Below are 20,156 nucleotides of genomic sequence, written 5' to 3'. Positions count from 1 at the left end.
TCATGTAACCAATTCTTTCTTACCCTATGCGCCAGCCTTTGCGTTCATCAGCAAATTCTGGGTAACAGCATGCCTGACAGACGAAATAAACGCCTGGTCGTTCCAATCGGCGTTTTCAAATACAATTTCCCGGAGGCATTATCACAGGATTTCACCCGGCCGATTACCTGTGCGCTTGCCCCTAACGGATGGCTTTTAATAACTTCCATCATCTTTTTTGCCTGTTCCGCTTCTACGATGAAAACCACTTTTCCTTCATTAGCTAAATATAATGGATCAAATCCTAAAATATCGCATGCCCCGTGGACTGCGTCCGGGACTGGAATCCATGACTCCTCAAGCTCCAGATCAAACCGGAAATCTTCACATAGTTCAACGAGTGTTGTCGCGAGCCCTCCACGGGTAGGATCCCGCATGACTCTTACCCCCTTAACGTTTGTAACCACTTCTTCAATGAAGTGATGCAGTGAAGCACAATCACTTGTCATGTCAGTGATTAATCCAAGCTCTTTTCTAGCGCTCATGATCGCAACACCATGTTCTCCGACAGGACCGCTAATGATGACGGTATCTCCCTCTGTGATTGCATCCGGTTCCAACCGCTGTTCAAAGAGTTGTCCAATGCCGGTTGTATTAATGAATACACCATCTGCACTCCCTCTCTCTACAACTTTTGTATCCCCGGCAATGATTTGAACACCGGCATGTTCTGCTTCAAGTGCCATGCTTTTCACAATTTCTTTTAAATCACGAATGCTAAATCCTTCTTCAATAATAAATCCTGCAGTTATTGCAACAGGCTTCGCGCCTGATACTGCGAGATCGTTCACCGTTCCGGTAATGGCCAATTTACCGATATCACCGCCCGGAAAAAAGATCGGTTTTACAACGTAACTATCTGTTGTCATGACAATTTCATTCGAATTCCAGGGAAGAATTGCAGCATCGAGTCTGGCGTGTGTCTGATTATGAAAGTATTTCATGAATACGTTTTTAATCAGCTCATGTGTTAATTCTCCGCCTTCCCCGTGGGCCATACTGATTCGCTGAGCCAAGCTTTATTCCTCCCTCATATATTGATAATGTGCAGCGCAGGTTCCTTCAGATGAAACCATACAGGGACCAATGGGATGAACTGGCGTACAGCCTTTATTAAATAACACACATTCTTCAGGATTGATTAGACCTCTAATGATTTCTCCACAGCGGCATTTTACCTTTCGGGGTTCTTTCACCGCTACATTAAATTTCTTTTTCGCATCAAACCTTGCATACTGGTCTTTAAGGACAAGCCCACTTTTGGGAATGACATTCATGCCCCTCCACGCTTCATCCCCAAATTCAAAATAGGTATGTAATAACTCCCGGGCAACCGCATTCCCATGTTCTTTTACTACATGGGTGTAATCATTGAGTATGTCCACCTTTTGATTGTGAAGAAGGTCAATCAATTTATACATTCCTGTCAGTAACTGCACAGGCTCAAAGCCAGAGATCACACCCGGCACCTGATATTCTTTCATTAAGAAATCGTAGCTAGTCTTTCCGAGTACCACAGATACATGACCAGGCAGTAAAAACCCATCCACTTTTACCTCCCCGGCATCAAGCAGTTCACGTAATACAGGCTCAACAAGTTTTGTTGTCATCCAGATCGTAAAGTTATGCAGTTCCATCTTTTCAGCTTCTCTGATCGCAAGCGCCAGAATTGGAATCGTAGTTTCAAATCCGATTCCTAAAAAAATGACTTCTTTATCAGGATGCTGCTGAGCAATTTTTACACTTTCGAGCGGAGAGTAGACGACCCGTATATCTTTACCCTCTGTTTTTGCCTTCATTAATGTGGATGCAGATCCGGGAACGCGCATCATATCACCGAAAGTACAAAGAATCGTATCAGGTTCATCCGCTAATTGAATCATCGCATCAATGGATTTTTGATCCGTCACACAAACAGGACACCCCGGCCCTGCAATCAGCTTTACATGGTCCATTAACCTTTGTTTAATGCCGCTTCTGGCAAAAGCCATTGTATGTGAACCGCACACTTCCATTAATACAGGCATACGCCCTTTTTCCAGTTTGAATGCTTCTGCAATCTCAATGACAGCGGCAAGGGACTGGCGTACAAGATGATGATCAGAAAATAGGTCCAGTTTATTCACGTAGAATGTTCCTCCATTCTTCAATACTCTCCATCGCAAATAATTGATTGACGATGGTCATCGCCTGACCTGCATGTAACAGGACATAATCCCCGATGCTTATTTCCGGGACAAAAAAAGTTCCAACGTACATTCTTGATCCCATTACATCAACCAATGCTTCTTCATTCTGTATATCCAGCACTTTCGCAGGAACCCCGATACACAATCATGTCACCGCCTTTTACGTTTACTTGCGGCAATGATGAGCTGACCGAGTGATAATCCGCCATCATTGCATGGAACTTTTTTATGGGTATAAACCTTAATCTCATGCTTTTCAAGCCGCACTTTTATTTCTCTTGTTAAAAATTGATTTTGAAAAGACCCTCCTGAAAACACAACTGTCCGGTCCCAGTCGGAGTGGTTGTCAAACAATAGTACAATTGTTTCCACACAGGCAGTAATGATGGTCATGTGGAATTTCCGGACAATCGTTTTAATTGATTGAGAAGCACATTTCTCATCAATGATCCGTTGAAGCATTGGAGAGAAATCAAGCGCTAATATTCCATCATCTCTTTTATTCACGAGGTAGGGGTAAGATTCAGCATTTGATTCTTCTCCGGTTCCATTCATCATGTCCGAAATTTTTATTGCTGCTTCTCCTTCATACGTAGAGGTGAGGCAAACACCCAGTATTGCACTGACCGCATCAAACAGGCGTCCGCATGATCCAGCCATTGGACTGTTAATATCTTTTAAGATCATCCGCTCAATCAACTTAATTTCCTTTTGTTTCCCCGGAAAAAGCTGTCCGGCTATTTTCATTCCATCTGCCGGCCAATGATGCAGGATCATTCCTGCTGCAATTCTCCAGAGTTCTTTCACTGCCTTTTCTCCCCCCGGAAGTGGTGTATAAGCCAGATGAGCAGCCCGCTCAAATGAATGGGCATCTCCATATAAAAACTCAAACCCCCATATACATCCGTCTTCTCCATAGCCTGTACCGTCTAAAATGAGACCGAGCACCGGATCTGTTAAACCATTGTCCTCCATACATGAGACAAGATGTGCGTGATGATGCTGTACAGCGATGACTGAGCCATTCATTTCCTTTGCTAAATACGATGTCGTGTACCCGGGATGCTGATCTACTGCAATAACTTTTCCCTGAATCTGCAGCCATTCTTTAAAATGGTGAAGCTGTTTTAAAAAAGAATGAATTATTTCTTCATTTTCAAGATCACCAATATGTGGTCCCACCCAGATATAATTCTGCTTTCCAATGGCAAACGTATTTTTCTGCTGTCCACCGAGCGCAATGATTTCATCAACATTTGATTGTGCAGGGAAAGGATCCGGCACAAATCCTCTCGCTCTTCTAATGAACGTTTTTTTATCTGACTCGAATTGAACAACTGAATCATCCAACGGGACATGGATCGCCCGGTCATGAGATAAAATAAAATCGCCGGTTTTATGAAGCATATCTAAATCACGGTCCCCGTATTGAATTGGGTGACCGGAGAGATTACTGCTTGTCATGACTAAGCATGTCAGCCTCCCGTTTTCAAACAGCAAATGATGCAAAGGCGTGTACGGCAGCATGACACCGACAGTAGTTAACCCGGGTGACAATCCATCAGACAGCACACTGTCGGGTCTTTTATGTAAAACCACAATAGGCTTTTCAGGTGACTTTAACACCTCTTCTTCATCATCAGAGACCCGGCAATACTTTTTGATTGAATCTAATGAATCAAACATGACAGCTAAAGGTTTATGAGGGCGGTGCTTTCTTTTCCTCACTTCCCTTATCGCGTTTTCCTGGAGAGCGTCGCAGGCTAAATGATAGCCACCGATCCCTTTGATCGCGACTGTCTTTCCCCGGCTAAGAGCATCAATGGCTGCCCTGACTGCTTCCTGCCTTTCAGCTATTAACATTTGATGCTGATCAAAAAGCTTCAGGACCGGCCCGCAGGACTTACAGCTATTAGGCTGGGCATGGTGGCGACGGTTACCCGGGTCCATATATTCCTTCTGACATTCAGGACACATATCAAAATGACGCATCGTAGTATGAGGACGGTCATACGGAAGGTCCTGAATAATCGTGTATCGCGGACCGCATTGGGTGCAGTTAATAAAAGGATGATGAAAACGGCGATTCTTCTGATCCATCAGCTCCTCTACGCATTGGTCACAAACCGCAGCGTCTGCACTGATCCAGGGCAAAGAACCGGAATTCTTTGTGCTCGGGATAATCAAAAATTTTTCACAAGGTTTTACTGCTACATGCTGAACCTTTATATCAATAATTTGTGATAGCGGAGGTGCATGCATTTGTATATCCCTGACCATCCTGGAAAGGTTATTGTCGTACCCCTCAATATGTATCAGCACACTGCCGGCGTTATTTTGAACAGTGCCTGTCAGCTGATGTTTCGTTGCGAGTGAATAGATGAACGGACGGAATCCCACCCCCTGGACCCTTCCTTTTACCGTGACTTCTAATGCCTTGTGCATGTTTGATGAACATCCCTCAACCAGTCTATCCAGCTCTCAAAACCTTCCCCTGTCTTAGCTGACAGCGCTTTAAAATGAGCTTCAGGATGAATTGCCCTCAAATCACTTTCAGCTTCTGCGAGATCAAAATCTACAAAAGGCAGCAGGTCGATCTTATTAATGATTGTCATATCAGTACGCCTGAACATGATCGGATACTTGGGGATTTTATCGTTTCCTTCAGGCACACTTAACAGCACTACTTTGTAGTTCTGTCCAAGGTCATACCCTGATGGACAGACAAGGTTACCTATATTCTCAATAAATAAAAGATCAATTTCTTCAAGATGAAAATGTGGAAGCTGCTTTGCGATCATTCTCGCGTCTAAATGACAGCCCCCGACCGTGTTAATCTGGACTGTCTGCACACCTAAAGCCCGCAGACGTTCTGCATCTCTTTCTGTCGCTAAATCCCCTTCAATGACAGCGATGCGGTAATTACCATTGAGGTTTTTAATTGTTTTTTCCAGAAGTGTCGTTTTCCCCGCTCCCGGTGAACTCATCAGGTTAATCACAAGTGTTTTAGAAAGATTGAACCGCTCTCTGTTAAAAGCCGCAGCACGTTTTTGATCCTTTAATATGTCTTCCTGAAGGTGTACTTTCAAACTTATTCACTTCCTTCGTATGATTCAACCTTAAATGTCTCGCCGGATAACAACACACAGCTCGTCCTCATACATTTACTGCAAAGGGCAATCCGGTAATCCGGCTTAAATTCTAATTGGCACTCTTCACATCTGGCTATTGCGGGTTCCGTACTGATTCTTAATGTTGTGCTCTCATCAATACAGTGAATCCCCTGCTTCTGAAAATAAAAAAAGGCCAGCTCCAAAGCATCGGGTAAAACATTGGACAGCTCACCTGCAATCACATCAATACGTTCAACCCTCTTTATCCCTCTCGTTTGTGCATCTGCAGAGACGGCTTGAATAATTTCTGACATGAGAGACATTTCATGCATAGGTTCGTTCACCTGCCATTGTAAGCTTGGTGAAGTTTATGCTTCTCTTTTTTAAAAATAACCTGCAAGTCCGTTTTGAAGTCTCTCCAGAAACGAAACTATTTCTTGGGTCAATCGTATATACTGTTATCCAAACCAGGGAGGAATTCAAATGTCAAAGTACTCGATCAGACAATTTGTACAGGAAACACAGCAGGAAGACAGCGCACGTGATTTTTTTGAGCTGGAGACTGACCGTATGCTTGAGGTGAATCTAAACGGAAGGGTCTGGGCGAAAGCGGGCTCTATGATTTCTTATGATGGAAATATTAAATTTGAACGCGAGGGTATGCTTGAGCATGGGCTTGGGAAGTTCGTCAAAAAAGCTATCAGCGGTGAGGGTACTCAGCTGATGAAAGCAAATGGCCAGGGAAGACTGTATATTGCAGATATGGGTAAGAAGATCACAATACTCGACCTTGAAGGTGAAAGCGTGTATATCAACGGAAATGACTTACTCGCTTTTCAGGACGGCCTTGATTGGGATATAAAAATGATGAGACGTGTGGCAGGCATGATGGCTGGCGGACTGTTCAACGTTCGGCTTGAAGGTCAGGGTCTTGTTGCCTTTACCTCACACTATGAGCCGCTTACGTTACATGTTACGCCAGACAAACCAGTCTTTACTGACCCGAACGCAACAGTGGCGTGGTCGGGTAACCTTGAGCCTGAGTTTGTCACAGACGTTCAGCTGAAAAGCTTCTTCGGACGGGGCAGCGGAGAGTCTGTGCAGATGAAGTTTTCAGGGAATGGATTTGTTGTGGTGCAGCCTTATGAAGAAGTTTATCAGGCGCAGCAGAGTTGATTTGTTTTTCAGGGAGCTGACCTGACACTTGAGTTTTAGAGTCAGGTCAGCTTTTATTATTGAATCCTGGTTGAAAGTCTTTGGTTTATCTATCTTCATAATTAAATGCGAAAGTCCGCGTCTCTCACTCTAATTAAAAAAGCAGACCCGAAATGGATCTGCTTCATATCACTTCATTCTTAACAAACGCATACTATTCAAAATCACAATCAGTGCAGCACCCGTGTCACTCAGTACAGCCATCCACAGTGTCAGGAACCCCGGGAAAATCAGCATAAGTGCAGCAAGTTTCGTAATAAGAGAAAACCAGATATTCTGCTTAATAATCGTGAGTGCTTTTCGGCTCAGGCGGATCGTGTGCGGCAGCTTTTCAAGGTTATCAGCCATCAGTACGATATCCGCTGTTTCCATCGCCGTATCGGTTCCGGCGCCGCCCATGGCAATGCCGAGATCTGCAGTCGCAAGTGCCGGGGCATCATTAATGCCATCACCTACCATAGCGACCTGCTTCCCTTCACTTTGCAGCTTCTTCACAGCACTTACCTTATCTTCAGGCATCAGCTCGGAAAAATAGCGGTCCACTCCGGTTTCAGCAGCCATTTTCTTCGCAGTCCCCTCATTATCACCTGTCAGCATGACCATTTCACTAATGCCTGCCTGCTTCAGCTTTTCAATCGAACGAACGGTGATATCGCGGACCGTGTCAGCCACTGCGATCAGTCCGAGGATGTGATCCCGCGTACCGACTGCGACAAGCGTATTCCCTTCATTTTGCAACACGTCAATGCGCTCATCAATGTGTGCTGTTGAAATGCCCATTTCACTGAATAGCTTTGGTTTACCTGCAAAATATTCAGTGCCATCAATGACTGCAGTTGCACCTTTTCCAGCAATTGCACTGAAATCACTGCCCAATTTAGATGCGATGTTTCGTTCATTTGCATAGCTGATGACGGCCTGTGCAATTGGATGCGTTGAATGCTCTTCAATCGTTTTTGCGATACTGACCAGCGTTTCACTATCGTCCTGCAGTGTAATGACCTGCGTTACTTTCGGCTTTCCTTCTGTCAGCGTGCCCGTTTTATCAAACGCGATCGCTTTAATGGCACCCGCCTTTTCAAGGAACGTACCACCTTTAATCAGTACACCGTTCCGTGCAGCATTTCCGATCGCTGACACAATGGCAACCGGCGTTGAAATCACCAGTGCACACGGACAGGCAACGACTAATAGCGCAAGTCCTCTATAGAACCATTCACCCCATGCACCAAATCCTGCAAGCGGCGGAATGACCATCACAAGCAGCGCAAGTACAAATACAATCGGCGTATAGACCGCCGCAAACCGGTCGATAAAGGCCTGCGTCGGCGCTTTTTTCTCCTGCGCTTCTTCTACTAAATGAATGATTCGTGCAATCGTGGTATCCTCTGACAGTCTCGTAACTTTTACTTCCAGAGAGCCGCTTTCATTCACTGTACCTGCATATACCGTATCCCCCGGTTCTTTATCAACCGGCAGTGATTCACCTGTAATCGGCGCCTGGTTCAGACTCGATAGTCCGGCAGTAATTTCACCATCGAGTGGAATTTTTTCACCCGGCTTAACGATCATAATATCATTAAGCGAAACGTCCTCGACATCCTTTACAACAGTGCCGCCCGCTGTTTTTATTACAGCTTCTGAAGGTGTCAGGTTAATCAGACTGCGGATTGAATCTCTCGTGCGTTCAATTGACCGGTTTTGCAGTGCATTCCCAAGCGCAAACAGCCAGACAACCGTCGCCCCTTCAAACCATTCCCCAATAAGTGCTGCCCCGATTGCTGCAGTCACCATCAGTACATTCATATCAAGCGAGCGGCTTTTAACTGCATAGAAAGCACTTCTCGCAGGTTTATATCCCCCGATCACAATCGCAGCTGCGTAAAATACTGTGACCAGCCAATCCGGAATGGCGGTGAAGGATCCGATGAATCCGAGTGCTAAAAGGAGCCCTGATATTGTTGTAATCGGAAGTGGTTTGACTGATTGCTGAGCTTCTTTCTTTTGATTCCGGAGTGTTGCAGGTTTTGCGTCAAAGCCTGACTTCTGCACTTCTTTAATGACTTGTTCATCAGTCAGTGTGTGTGCAATATGCATTTTTCCGGTTGAAAAGTTCACGCGCACACTTTGCACACCCGGATTTCCCGTCATGTGCTTTTCAAGTGTTGCAGCACACGAGCTGCAGTCCATCCCGCTTACCTGGTAAACACGGGCGTCTCTGGCCGGGCGTTCCGGCTCGGCTTCAAAGCCGAACTTCTTCACATACCCCGGGATCGCCTCGAAAATATCAGCATTCACAGCACCGACAGCCATTTTCCCTGCTGCGTAATTCACTTTGACAGATTGAATGCCTTCTCTTTTTGACAAACCCTTTTCAAGAGTTGACGCACACGACGGACAATCCATACCGGTTACTTTATAGGTTTTAATATCACCCGGATCTGCCAATTGTTCAGTTTGTGCATCTTTATTCGAACAGCATGACACTGCTGTTTGCTCCTGCGCAATTTCAGTGGAACAGCAGGCTGATTTTTCTTCCTGTTCAGTTTTTTGCATATTAAACACCCCTATTCCTCATTCGCATGAACTAATGCGATCGACACAAGCTGACGCACATGATCATCAGCAAGTGAGTAAAAAACCAGCTTTCCTTCTTTGCGGTACTTTGCAAGCTTCATATTACGGAGCAATCTGAGATGATGCGAGGCAGTCGCTGTTGTGCAGCCAATAATATTCGCGATATCACAGACACAAAGCTCATCTTCTAGTGTGAGCGCATACGTAATTTTTACACGTGTAGCATCTGCAAGGGCTTTAAAAATCAGCTCCACGCCTTCTGCTTCAGCTATTCTCGGCTGTACACGATTGACAACTGCTTCGTCATAACAATACGTTTCGCATGTATCCTGTGATGTATGATTCGCTGATTTAACCATGTTTACACCTCATTCAAATATTTGTTTGATTGTTTAGTTATAGTGTATGTGTGTGGTGTTGTGAATGTCAACATTATATTCAAATGATTGTTTGAATGTTTGGGTGTGGGCTGTTGCGGGAGACGGCGGGCTGTCGCTAGCGTCGATTGCGAGGGCATGACAGTCGATCCTGAGTTCATGACAGTCGTTGGACGTTTCACTGCACTCAACTCCGCGATCACTGCACTCAACCCAGGTGTATCGCTACGTCGCCGCACTCCTCACCTACTTCAATCGCACTTATACAACGTTCGATTGCCACACACTCTTGATGCCTTTAGGTCACAAACCTTTAGTTTCTTAAAAGCATCAAGAGGGGCTGGTGTAGCACCCGGTTCTGCGGATACAGCACTCATTTGCCCTTTCACTGCACTCAATCCGGGCGTATCACTACGTCGCTGCAATCCTCACCTACTTCGATCGCACTTATACAGCATTCGATCTCCCCCCACTTGATAAAGCATTAAGCCGTGATGAAACTCTTTATTGCAATCAGTCAAAAAACAGCGGTTCAAACAGCAAAAACAGATCCTCCCAGCGCTATGCGCTGAGAGGATCTGTTTTCCTGTAAACTGGACCTGACACTCGCCTTCAATTCTCCTTATTTCCCGCCAGTCAATGACAGTCCCTTAATAAAGTACTTATTAAAGAACGCATAGATCACCAGGACCGGTAAAGTAAAGACCATAGACGCTGCCATGATGTAGTTCCAGTAGCTGACGAATTGTCCTTTGAACGTGTTCAGACCGAGTGGTAATGTATACATGCTTGAATCTGTCATGATAATCAGCGGGCGCATGAAGTCGTTCCAGAAGCCCATGAAGACGAAGATTGCCTGTGCTGCAAGTGCCGGCTTGGCGAGTGGCAGAACGACTTTAAAGAATGTGCCGATTCTGCTGAGTCCGTCAATAGCTGCCGCTTCTTCGAGTTCTTTAGGGAAGTTGACAAAGAACTGTCTCATCATAAAAATGAATGTTGCGTTTATCATGGATGGGACGATCATGCCCTGGTAGCTGTTGAGCCATCCGAATTCACGCAGGATCAGATAGTTTGGAATCATTGTTACCTGAGCCGGGATCATCAGTACAGCAAGGATAATAATGAACAATCCTTTTTTGCCCGGGAATGTCAATCTTGCAAGTGCATATCCTGCCATCGAGTTAAAAATGATATTTAACCCTGTTCCGACTGTTGCGATGAAGACACTATTGAACATCCAGCGTGGGAAAAGTTCTTCTTCTATAAAGATCTGACGATAGTTATCGAAGGTGAAATTTTCCGGGATAAATGTAATTGCGCCGCTGACGATTTCAGAAAGCGGTTTGAATGATGAAGATAGTGCCCATAAAAATGGGATCAGTGTAATGACGGCATAGAGACAAAGAATTCCATATAGGATGACTCTGCCTGCGCTTCGTTTTTTCTTCATTTCAACCCCACCCTTCTAGTAAAGATTTTCTTCTTTTGAGAATTTACGCTGCAGTAATGTTGCAACAAGGATGACAATTGCGAGCATGAATGCGATCGCTGTTGCATATCCCATTGTATCCAATGACTTAAATGCATATTGATAGATTAATAGTACGACAGTCAGAGTGGAGTTATCCGGTCCGCCTGAACCGCCTGAGAAGATATAAGACTGGTCAAACAGCTGGAATGTACCGATAATCCCCATGATCACAACAAATGAAGTAATTGGCTTCAGATGTGGCACTGTAATCGACCAGAATTTCCGAATCGGACCTGCGCCATCGAGCTCTGCAGCTTCATATAGCGAATCCGGTATATCCTGAAGGGCTGCCAGATAGATCACCATGAAAAAGGGTGCAGTAGCCCAGATATTCATAATCATAATAGCTGTCAGTGCAATATTTGGGTCTCCAATAAAATCGTATGTAGGGAGACCGATTGATTCCAGCCCAAAGTTAATCAATCCTTCGCGGTTATACATCCACATAAAGATCAGTGTCAGAACTGCTGAAGAAGTCAAAGTAGGTAAGAAGTATACAATTCTGAAAAACTTTTCACCTTTCATCCCTGCATTCAGCGTTGCTGCCAGAATAATCGCAAGGATCGTTTGTGACGGCACGACAATGATTACATATTTGAACGTATTCCAAAGTGCAATCAGTGCTCTTCTGTCATCAAACACTCTTTCATAGTTTGCGAACCCAACAAAGTTATAGGCTGTTTCGCCAAGCAGTCGTACGTTATGAAACGATAGAAATACCGCATAAAAGATTGGTCCAAGGATAAAACAGGCTAGTACGAAAAGGGTTGGAGACATAAAGAAATATCCCTGTCCCGCTTCCTGCAATTTCTTCCGGCTATACTTACGGTTCATTTTATGTCACTCCCATTTCAATTAAGAAGCTGACCTCAGCCAGCTTCTTAATCTTTAAAGTTGCAAACTTAATTATTGGCTTCAATCTCGCTGTTTGCCTGCTCTTCAGCCTCTTTTAATGCTTCGTCAAGTGGACGGTCGCCAAGAAACGCACTGACAAATTGATTGTTAAAGTTGTTAGTGATGATTGGAAGGTTTGTTCCGTTAGACCAAACTGTTGCATATTCTGCACCTGCTACGAGTGAACCGCGCAGCTCATCATCTGCATATCCAAGCTTCTCAGCAACAGACTTTCTCGTAGGAAGAGCAAAACCTTTACTTGTCCAAGTTTCCATTCCTTCTTTACCAGTCAGATATTCAATCAGCTTCCATGATGCCTCTTTCTTTTCAGAAGCTGCGTTCATCACATAAGAAACGGTAAATGCCATTGTTCCTTTTTCACCATTGATTGTTGGAACTTCCGCAGTACCATATTCAAGCTCTGGGAATGTCTCTTCCAGGTAAGGAATATTCCAGTTCCCTTCAAGTACCATTGCTGCACGCTGCTGACCGAACATATCCCCGCCGGATGAAGCACCGACTTCTGATGGCTGTGCTGACGTTTTAGCTACATTGTGCTGGTCAATAATTGGCTGAAGCGCTTCAATGACTTCATCACTTCCAAAGTTCGCCATGTTATCTTCCACTACACTTCCACCAAGAGATTCTGCAACAAAGTACTGACGCGCAAGCTCCGGTGCTACCCCGTAGCCATATACGCCATCACCTGTCAGTGCTTCAGATACTTCCATCATTTCTTCCCATGTAGTCGGTACTTCAACGCCTGCTTCTTCAAACATCGTTTTATTATAGAAAAGTGCGAGTGTTGAATAATCCTTAGGGAATCCGTAAGTGACCCCGTCCTGCTGGAATGCTTCAAGTAAAGGTGTTTCAAAATCTTCAACATCAAACTCTTCAGTTACATAATCATCCAGCGGCTCAAGGACGCCAGTTTCAATTAACGCAGGTGCTTCAAAAGCATCCAGATAGAAAACATCCGGTCCCTCTCCCCCAATCAGACGGGTTTTCATTACGTCCATATACTGGTCTGCGATAACTTCAAGTTTCACATCGATATCCGGGTTCTGCTCTTCAAAATCATCTAACGTCTGCTGCAGCAGATCCTGCTCAGTCGGGTTACCTCCCCAGCCGGCAAGTGTGATTTCCGTTTTACTACCTTCATCACCTGAACTGCTGTCACCGCCGCCATTATCCGAGCTGCATCCTGCAAGCGCTCCTCCAGCTAGTAAAGCCATTGCACTAAATGAAACCATCCACTTTTTCTTCATATCATCTCTCTCCTTTTTCTTTTAATTAAAGTGCTTCGTTAATTGCTGACTGACAACTTCAAAACCGGTCGTATTGTTGAGTACCTTCACATCCACTTTTCCGTTAATCCTTCTAACCTCTAACGATAGAACCCCTTCACCCACCTTCATATCATTGACTTGCAGTTCATCCATTGACTCAAGTAATACCGGGTTAATGACTATGTTTTTATTAAGACTGTCAGGGAAGATCCCTAACAAAGATTGAATAAACGACAGTGGCGTACCTGCAGCCCAGGCCTGGGGTGAGCAGGCAACCGGGTAAGGTACTGCTTTTTTAAGTGACTCATCATATCCGCAGAACAGCTCCGGCAGGCGGTCATATTCAAAGTGTCGTGATGCCTCAATCAGCCCACCAATAACCTTGTTCATTTCCGTATGATGACCAAGCTTACCCATACCAAGGAGAATCATACTGTTGTCATGCGGCCATACGCTGCCGTCATGATAGCTCATAGGATTGTAGCCGGCTTCACCCTCAGCCATCGTGCGGATACCATAACCTGAAAACATTTTTTCTTCTGTCAAATGAGCTGATACTTTTCTTGCGCGTTCTTCAGTTAAAATACCTGACTGCAGCACATGACCAGGATTTGAGGTGATCGTACCGACTTGTTTTTTATGCTCATCAAGCGCAATTGCATAATAACCGATATCCTCCATCCAGAAATCCTGATTGAACTTCTCCTTCAGTCGCTCAGCCTCAGCTCTTAACTGATCAGCACGTCCTGAATCACCAAGTGCCTCAAACAGTGTGGCGATTCCTGTCTTTGCCTGATAAACGTAGCCTTGCACTTCACTCAATGCGATTGGAGAATTTGCATAATCACCATTTCTGTGAACAATGGAATCACCTGAATCTTTCCAGCCCTGATTTGCGATGCCTTTTGAAGCCTCCTGATGGTATTCAACAAACAGGTCTCCATCACGATCGCCATACTCATCAATCCAGTTCAGCGCACGGTCGATGTTAGGCTTCAATTCCTCTGCAAGTGTCAGATCCCCTGTCCAATTGATCGTTTCAACCAGCAGCATCAGGAACAATGGCGTTGAATCCACGCTTCCGTAATAAGGAGCGAATGGAATCTGGTTTGTGTTTGCAAGTTCACCGTAGCGGATTTCATGCATGATCTTACCGGGCTGTTCATCTCTCCATGCATCGACTTTCGTTCCCTGATAATGAGCCATTGTCCGAAGTGTTCCTTTTGCTACCTCAGCGTTAAACGGCAGAAGCTGAAGCGCTGCAATCAGACTGTCCCGGCCAAATGGAACGCCAAACCATGGGAGGCCTGCAACCGGGAATGAACCAAAACCCACATCTGTCAGCAGCACTCTTAAATCATCAGTCCCTCTTTGTATTAAACGATTTAACTGCTGATGATTCGACTGAACTTTCGGAAGTGACTCGTTCCAGACTTTATATGAATCCTGGAGTGCCTGCATAGCGCTTTGTCGATCCGCCGCCACACCCGTTGTTTCCTGGTGAAGCGCTTCCACTGTAAACGTCACTTCTTTTGATTCACCATGCTGAAGTGTCCAGTTAAACGTCACACTGCCTCCTTCAACCTGCTTTTCCGGCTGATCCCAGCTGATGACTGTTTTCCGGTCAATCTGATCAATTCCATTGTATGAGAAAGTTATTTTTCCCGGCTCAGATGTCACAGGTGCCTTTGTTCCTGTCTCACCATTTTGAAACCCTCTGACAATAAACATGTCAGTGAAGTCAGCATCCGACTGAAGTCCAATATTGAAGGATACTTCTTTCGGAAAATAACTCGTTGCCTTCACCGTTTCATATAAAACATCATTGTGGATGAATCTTGTCCGCTCAAATTGTATAGACTCTCTCCAGAGAATCAGTTCACCATCTTTTTCCTGATGAGGGTTAGTCAGCAGGATTGTTGATCTATAATTTTCTCCGCCATCTGAATGCAGCGGAATTGGTGATTCTCCATTAATAAGCAGCTTAAATTCACTTAAAAAGCGTGTATCTTTTGTATACAATCCAAGTTCATATGTATGGTTAGGAGTGATATCTCCCTTTTCATCAGTTAATAAGAATAAATCGTTCTCTTTAATTACTCTGTAATTCATAAATGCCTCTCCAATCACATCCGAAACGTTTCGGATTTAGTCAAAAAAAATACTCAAGCTTTTTAAGTTCAATTATTTTATTGAAACCTCTGGCTTGAGTCTCTAATGATCAGTTCATGTTTAATAATCGTTTTATCCGGTTTTTCATCATTTAATAATCCAACGAGCATTTTTGCTGCTTCATAGCCGAGTCCGTGAATGTCCTGTGAAACGGTTGTCAGAGCTGGTGTGACGTATCTGGCAAGCAGAATATCATCATATCCCACAATAGAAAGATCATCTGGTGATGTTTTCCCAAGCTCTTTTAAAGCAGTCAATGCTCCGATCGCCATCAGGTCACTTGCGCAAAATACAGCAGTGATCTCAGGGTGCTGCTGAATGAGGTCATGCAAACACTGCCTTCCACTCTCTTCAGTAAAGTCACCGTTCATCACTTCGACCAGCGATAAGCCCGATTCACTTAATGCCTTCTCAAAACCTTCCAGTCGCTCCTTGCTGACAAAAGCCTGATTGTGTCCATTAATCATCGCAATCTTTTCATGTCCCAAATCAATGAAGTGCTTTCCTGCATCATATGCGCCTGCCACATTGTCAGTCATCACATAACCGGTTTTAGTTCCCATTTTAGGGATATCGACAAGCACACACGGTGTATCGCCGTTCACAATCTCTTCTAAATAAGGGTCATCCGTTTTAATTCCCTGAATAATTACACCATCAACCTGGCGCTCCCGACATAACTGCTGATACGTCTTTTCACGCTGTTTTGAAGAATTGGTGTTAAAAAGGATCACATCATAATCCGTATTGGAAATATAATCATTCGCACCCGAAAGCACATCAAGCATAAAATTATCCTTCACACTCTCCCGGATAAATCCCGAAACTAAAAGACCAATTGTTTTAGACTTTTTCATCACAAGACTTCTTGCAATTGTATTAGGTGCATAATTAAGCTGCCTTGCCGTTTCCATAATCTTTTTCCGCGTTGCCTCATTTACATCCGAATATCCATTTAATGCACGCGATACCGTCGTCACAGAAACACCGGCAGTTTTTGCTATGTCTTTAATTGTCGTCAACCTTTTAGCACCTCCCGAAACGTTTCGGATCTTCTTAATGTTTAGAAGTATATGATAGATTGAAAACGATTGCAATAGGTATTTTAGATATTCATTTAACTTACTTTTAGTTCAGACCTATTTAAACGCGCCTGAATACAACAGGCGCGTTAGCTGGAATGAATCTTATAAAAAATTTTTCAGTTCCCACAAGGAACAAAAGAGTACAGGTTTTTTAATCATGTTCCTTATTCCATCAGGCAACTTTTTCTACCCTCCACCCCGATGTCGATTTTTTGTGTTTGTTTCTCATCTGATCCAGCTTCTCCTTTTTCGTTTTTGTCTTTCTGACATGTGTACTGATATCAGTCTGAGTACCGCGCTTCAACTCAACGTCAAATCTGCCATTTCTCATTGCGTGCAGTCGCAGTTTTTTCGCTTTACTTTTGCTCATGGTTGTCTCTCCTTTGTTTCTTTTTTGTTTCACTTTTATTATAGCAAAAAAAGGTAGAGACGGGTCTACCCCTGCTCTACCTTCTCTGCCTTACAAACTTACTTCGCTGCCCACACATCTTTTGCAAGACGGCCGGACCGTTCCAGCTCATCAAGCCATGCTTCGGCTTCTTCCTGACTTGTCTGATGAATGTTCTGATAGCTGCGGACCAGCGTGTTCATGACTGCCGGTGCCATTTTACTGCCATCTCCACAAATGTATACTTTACCTCCCTGTTCCAGAAGGGGCATGATTGTGTTTGCATTCTGTTCAATCAAATGCTGCACATATACTTTTTCATCACTCTGTCTTGAAAAGGCGCTGTATAGCTGAATCACGCCATGCTGTTCAGCTTCCTTCAGTTCATCCTCATATAAAAAGTCCTGCTGTGGGTGACGGCATCCGAAATAAAGATGTGCCTCTCCAAGTGTTCTGCCTTCTTCCAGAAGCGCGCGGCGTGCCTGGATAAATCCGCGGAATGGTGCAACACCAGTGCCGGGTCCAATGAGAATGACCGGTGTTTCCGGATCTTCAGGCAGCTGGAATGATGACTGAGGCGTGCGGATAAAGCAGGCAATTTTCTCTCCTGCTTGTCTTGTCGCGAGATAGTTGGATGCCACGCCCGCATATTCACCTTTACCACTCCAGGCAGCTCCGCGGACCACGCTGACTGTGATACTTGCCTGGTCAGCTGTCTTGCGCGGTGAGCTTGAAATGGAATAATATCTTGCTTTTAAAGGTGGTAGTAAAGAAATAAATTCTTCAAATGCCATCTCGCATGATAAAAAGTCCTCAAGCAGTTCAAGCATTGTTTTTCTGACGCTGAGAACCTCACGCTTATAAGCCTCATCTTCAGTCAGCTGCTCCAGTTCCATTTTATGCGGCGGACATGGATTGCTTGCTGCAAGTGCGCGGATCTGTGCACGTGTAGCAGGCTCCTGCAGTTCAACATATCGGGACAGCAATTCTGAAAGAGATACGGGCTGATTCGCTGGTAAATGGTTTGCACGCCCTGCTCCATCACCAAGCACCACATACTCAGCACCGTTTAATCCGAAGCGATTCAGCACTCTGTCGATTAACGCTTGTGCATTTTCAGGCAGTACGCCAAGGTGGTCTCCCTCCTGATACGGGACGCCTGAAGGAAGTGCAACTTCAATATGACGTGTGCTGCGCTGATCAGTCCGTAAAAGTTCGCGGTTCTCAAGGATCACGGATGAGAATGCTTCATATGTTCTGGCAATCGGTGTATAGCTGACGCCGCTGACATATTCCATAGATACTGAAGCGGATGCATGATCATCAGATTCAAGCTCAAGGTCAAACTGTTCAGCCAGTGCCGGCCACAGACGCGACTGCCATTTTTCCAGATCTCCGTCAAAGTCATCATCTGCGTCACCTTCCCCGCGTTCAAGCAGTCTTGAAGCCCCTTTCGCTGCAAGCTGTTCATCAATCACCTGAGGAATCCGCTGATACGTATTTGCCCAGTTCCGGTCACCGCAGCCAAATACCGTATAAGTCACATCCTTCAGATCCGCAGACTCATCTTTTACAAGCCAGTCTGTAAAATCAACTGCATTGTCAGGCGGATTTCCGTTATAAGAAGCTGAAACGATGAGGACAGCTCCTTCAGATGGAAGATTTTCTGTATATTCATCAAGCGGTGCAGCTTCAGCTTCAAACCCTTTAAAACGGGCTGTATCAGCAAGCTCAAGCGCAATCCCTTCAGCCGTGCCCATATTTGATCCGTAAAGAACAAGTAAAGGTGTACCATGCGATGCAATGGCAGCTTCCTGAGATTCTGATGCCTCATGACTTTCTTTTACAGGTGTCTGCGTCTGAATCTGTTCTTTTCGCGCTTTAACCTTCATCTTCAGTCCTTCCGGCTTAAAGGTCAGTGTTTCTTTCACATCCAGCTCATAATTCGAATGATCCTCCAGTTCAAAATGCTGCAGTACCATGCCCAGCACAAGTGTCGCCTCGTGAAGTGCAAACTGCTGCCCGATGCATGCGCGCTGTCCATTACCAAATGGTTTGTACGCATGATGCGGAATGGCTGATGGATCTTCAAAACGTTCAGGTCTGAATGCTTCCACATCATCTCCCCATACTGCAGTATCACGATGCAATTCAGGGATCAGGAGTGTAAAGGTGTCACCCTTTTCAACCTTTACTTCATCTGCAAGCGTTGTATCTTCTTTCGCATACACTGAAAATGCTGGCGCAGTTGGCCAGAGTCTGAGCGCTTCATTTAAAATCATTCTGACATACTTCAGCTTTTTCACCTGTTTGAAATCAGGGACCCCGTCACCCAGCACTTCATCTACTTCAGCGTAGGCTTTACGTAATTTTTCAGGATGCTTAAGTAAATAATAAATCGCGAATGACAGCAGTCCGCTTGTGGTTTCATGGCCTGCAATTAAAAAGGTAATAATCTGATAGCGGATATTTTCTGCATCCAGCGTCTCACCAGTCTCAGGATCTTTTCCTTTCAGCATATGCGAAAGCAAGTCATTCTCGCCCTGGTCCCCTGATTCCTTACGCTCTTCAATCAGCTGATCTACAAGGTTGAACATATAATCAATATCTTCTTTAAACTGCTGCTTAGAACGAACCATCAGCTTATCCTGAATACCAAGACGCTGGGTCTGGTTCATTGATTCATCAAGGGCATTGACCATTTTTTCTACAAATGGGTGGGCATCCTCACGATAAAAACTGTTAAACCGGTAGTTGAATCCGCACAGTCCAATCGTATCCAGTGTCAGGCGTGTCATATCATCCGGCACCTGCACTTCTTCATTCGCATTCAGCCGTGCCCATTTCTGTACAAGCTGCAGGGCAAGGTCAACCATTTTATCATGGTAGCCTTTCATTGCCTGCTGGCTGAAGCTGGGTAATAGAATCTGATGAGCTTTCTTCCAGTTCGGTTCCTCTGTTTTACTCGTAAAAAGACCATCTCCGCCAAATGCACGGACTTTCTGGAGTGCAGGACCGACCTGCTTGTCAAAACGTTTTTCATCACAAATCTCTGCAGCCAGGCGGGCACTTGATACAAATGTGCTCGCACGGCCCGGAAAGTGAAATTGATAAATTGGTCCAAGCTCTCTTGCATGTTTCATAAAAGACTGCACCGGCTTTTCTTTATCAATCACGGGTAAATTTCCAAGCGGACCATATGTCTTTGGCTGCGGAAGGTTTTTTATCTCTATCATGCTTACACCTCTTTTAAAATTTATCTGCTTTTAGCGCGGAATGAATATTCA

16 protein-coding genes are annotated in these 20,156 nt (G+C 44.7%); 1 reads left to right on the top strand and 15 read right to left on the bottom strand.

From position 1 onward, the window contains the following. Positions 1-47 precede the first annotated feature (47 nt). From hypE to UFB30_RS10860, 6 genes are read right to left on the bottom strand one after another with little or no spacing between them, the layout of a single operon-like run. Entirely contained in the window at positions 48-1,055 is a 1,008-nt protein-coding gene (hypE, locus tag UFB30_RS10885) for a hydrogenase expression/formation protein HypE (RefSeq protein WP_322421721.1), read from the bottom strand. 3 nt (positions 1,056-1,058) lie between these two features. After that, positions 1,059-2,165 carry a hydrogenase formation protein HypD gene (gene hypD / locus UFB30_RS10880; protein WP_322421720.1) on the bottom strand — a complete coding sequence of 369 codons (1,107 nt, stop codon included), beginning with the start codon at positions 2,163-2,165 and terminating at the stop codon, positions 1,059-1,061. After that, on the bottom strand, positions 2,158-2,373 hold the full coding sequence (locus tag UFB30_RS10875; RefSeq protein WP_322421719.1) for a HypC/HybG/HupF family hydrogenase formation chaperone: 216 nt from the start codon (positions 2,371-2,373) through the stop codon (positions 2,158-2,160). The genes hypD and UFB30_RS10875 overlap by 8 nt, the downstream gene beginning before the upstream one ends. 5 nt (positions 2,374-2,378) lie before the next feature. Next, a complete protein-coding gene (hypF, locus tag UFB30_RS10870) occupies positions 2,379-4,673 on the bottom strand; it encodes a carbamoyltransferase HypF (RefSeq protein WP_322421718.1) in 2,295 nt (764 codons plus the stop codon). Continuing rightward, on the bottom strand, positions 4,658-5,317 hold the full coding sequence (hypB, locus tag UFB30_RS10865; protein WP_322421717.1) for a hydrogenase nickel incorporation protein HypB: 660 nt from the start codon (positions 5,315-5,317) through the stop codon (positions 4,658-4,660). The genes hypF and hypB overlap by 16 nt, the downstream gene beginning before the upstream one ends. A gap of 2 nt (positions 5,318-5,319) precedes the next feature. Continuing rightward, positions 5,320-5,673, bottom strand: coding sequence for a hydrogenase maturation nickel metallochaperone HypA/HybF (locus tag UFB30_RS10860; RefSeq protein ID WP_322421716.1), 354 nt, complete (start codon positions 5,671-5,673; stop codon positions 5,320-5,322). A 151-nt stretch (positions 5,674-5,824) separates the two neighbouring features. Between UFB30_RS10860 and UFB30_RS10855 the strand changes: the two genes are divergently transcribed. After that, complete coding sequence (locus UFB30_RS10855; protein ID WP_322421715.1) at positions 5,825-6,517, top strand: AIM24 family protein; 693 nt, start codon at positions 5,825-5,827, stop codon at positions 6,515-6,517. Between the two features lie 168 nt (positions 6,518-6,685). On the opposite strand, the gene UFB30_RS10850 is transcribed toward UFB30_RS10855, so the two are convergent. The 9 genes from UFB30_RS10850 to UFB30_RS10810 form a co-directional block, all read right to left on the bottom strand. After that, positions 6,686-9,112, bottom strand: a complete 2,427-nt coding sequence (locus UFB30_RS10850) for a heavy metal translocating P-type ATPase (protein WP_322421714.1) — start codon at positions 9,110-9,112, stop codon at positions 6,686-6,688. A gap of 11 nt (positions 9,113-9,123) precedes the next feature. Next, entirely contained in the window at positions 9,124-9,492 is a 369-nt protein-coding gene (locus tag UFB30_RS10845; RefSeq protein WP_322421713.1) for an ArsR/SmtB family transcription factor, read from the bottom strand. A 640-nt stretch (positions 9,493-10,132) separates the two neighbouring features. After that, positions 10,133-10,960 (bottom strand): carbohydrate ABC transporter permease, encoded by an 828-nt coding sequence (locus UFB30_RS10840; RefSeq protein WP_322421712.1) that lies wholly within the window; start codon positions 10,958-10,960, stop codon positions 10,133-10,135. Positions 10,961-10,975: 15 nt separating this feature from the next. Next, positions 10,976-11,875, bottom strand: a complete 900-nt coding sequence (locus UFB30_RS10835) for a carbohydrate ABC transporter permease (RefSeq protein WP_322421711.1) — start codon at positions 11,873-11,875, stop codon at positions 10,976-10,978. A 68-nt stretch (positions 11,876-11,943) separates the two neighbouring features. After that, positions 11,944-13,203, bottom strand: coding sequence for an ABC transporter substrate-binding protein (locus UFB30_RS10830; protein ID WP_322421710.1), 1,260 nt, complete (start codon positions 13,201-13,203; stop codon positions 11,944-11,946). Between the two features lie 21 nt (positions 13,204-13,224). Next, entirely contained in the window at positions 13,225-15,336 is a 2,112-nt protein-coding gene (locus tag UFB30_RS10825) for an amylo-alpha-1,6-glucosidase (protein ID WP_322421709.1), read from the bottom strand. A 77-nt stretch (positions 15,337-15,413) separates the two neighbouring features. Next, the gene (locus UFB30_RS10820; protein ID WP_322421708.1) at positions 15,414-16,418 is read right to left on the bottom strand and encodes a LacI family DNA-binding transcriptional regulator; all 1,005 of its coding nucleotides are present in this window, start codon (positions 16,416-16,418) and stop codon (positions 15,414-15,416) included. A 235-nt stretch (positions 16,419-16,653) separates the two neighbouring features. Further along, positions 16,654-16,851 (bottom strand): ribosome rescue factor BrfA, encoded by a 198-nt coding sequence (brfA, locus tag UFB30_RS10815; RefSeq protein WP_322421707.1) that lies wholly within the window; start codon positions 16,849-16,851, stop codon positions 16,654-16,656. A gap of 98 nt (positions 16,852-16,949) precedes the next feature. Then, on the bottom strand, positions 16,950-20,105 hold the full coding sequence (locus UFB30_RS10810) for a bifunctional cytochrome P450/NADPH--P450 reductase (RefSeq protein ID WP_322421706.1): 3,156 nt from the start codon (positions 20,103-20,105) through the stop codon (positions 16,950-16,952). Positions 20,106-20,156: the final 51 nt, after the last annotated feature.

Origin of the sequence: Jeotgalibacillus haloalkalitolerans (genome assembly GCF_034427455.1) — a bacterium.
Classification (GTDB): Bacteria; Bacillota; Bacilli; order Bacillales; family Jeotgalibacillaceae; genus Jeotgalibacillus; species Jeotgalibacillus haloalkalitolerans.
The sequence above is the reverse complement of the archived record's forward strand: the minus strand, read 5'-3'. Positions and strand labels throughout refer to the sequence as shown.

What these genes read in the sequence shown, in the direction of transcription:
- hypF (WP_322421718.1), bottom strand. Translation starts at nt 4,673, where the DNA reads ATGCACAAGGCATTAGAAGTCACGGTAAAAGGAAGGGTCCAGGGGGTG.
- UFB30_RS10810 (WP_322421706.1), bottom strand. Translation starts at nt 20,105, where the DNA reads ATGATAGAGATAAAAAACCTTCCGCAGCCAAAGACATATGGTCCGCTT.
- UFB30_RS10850 (WP_322421714.1), bottom strand. Translation starts at nt 9,112, where the DNA reads ATGCAAAAAACTGAACAGGAAGAAAAATCAGCCTGCTGTTCCACTGAA.
- UFB30_RS10830 (WP_322421710.1), bottom strand. Translation starts at nt 13,203, where the DNA reads ATGAAGAAAAAGTGGATGGTTTCATTTAGTGCAATGGCTTTACTAGCT.
- UFB30_RS10860 (WP_322421716.1), bottom strand. Translation starts at nt 5,673, where the DNA reads ATGCATGAAATGTCTCTCATGTCAGAAATTATTCAAGCCGTCTCTGCA.
- UFB30_RS10855 (WP_322421715.1), top strand. Translation starts at nt 5,825, where the DNA reads ATGTCAAAGTACTCGATCAGACAATTTGTACAGGAAACACAGCAGGAA.
- UFB30_RS10840 (WP_322421712.1), bottom strand. Translation starts at nt 10,960, where the DNA reads ATGAAGAAAAAACGAAGCGCAGGCAGAGTCATCCTATATGGAATTCTT.
- UFB30_RS10835 (WP_322421711.1), bottom strand. Translation starts at nt 11,875, where the DNA reads ATGAACCGTAAGTATAGCCGGAAGAAATTGCAGGAAGCGGGACAGGGA.
- UFB30_RS10825 (WP_322421709.1), bottom strand. Translation starts at nt 15,336, where the DNA reads ATGAATTACAGAGTAATTAAAGAGAACGATTTATTCTTATTAACTGAT.
- UFB30_RS10845 (WP_322421713.1), bottom strand. Translation starts at nt 9,492, where the DNA reads ATGGTTAAATCAGCGAATCATACATCACAGGATACATGCGAAACGTAT.
- brfA (WP_322421707.1), bottom strand. Translation starts at nt 16,851, where the DNA reads ATGAGCAAAAGTAAAGCGAAAAAACTGCGACTGCACGCAATGAGAAAT.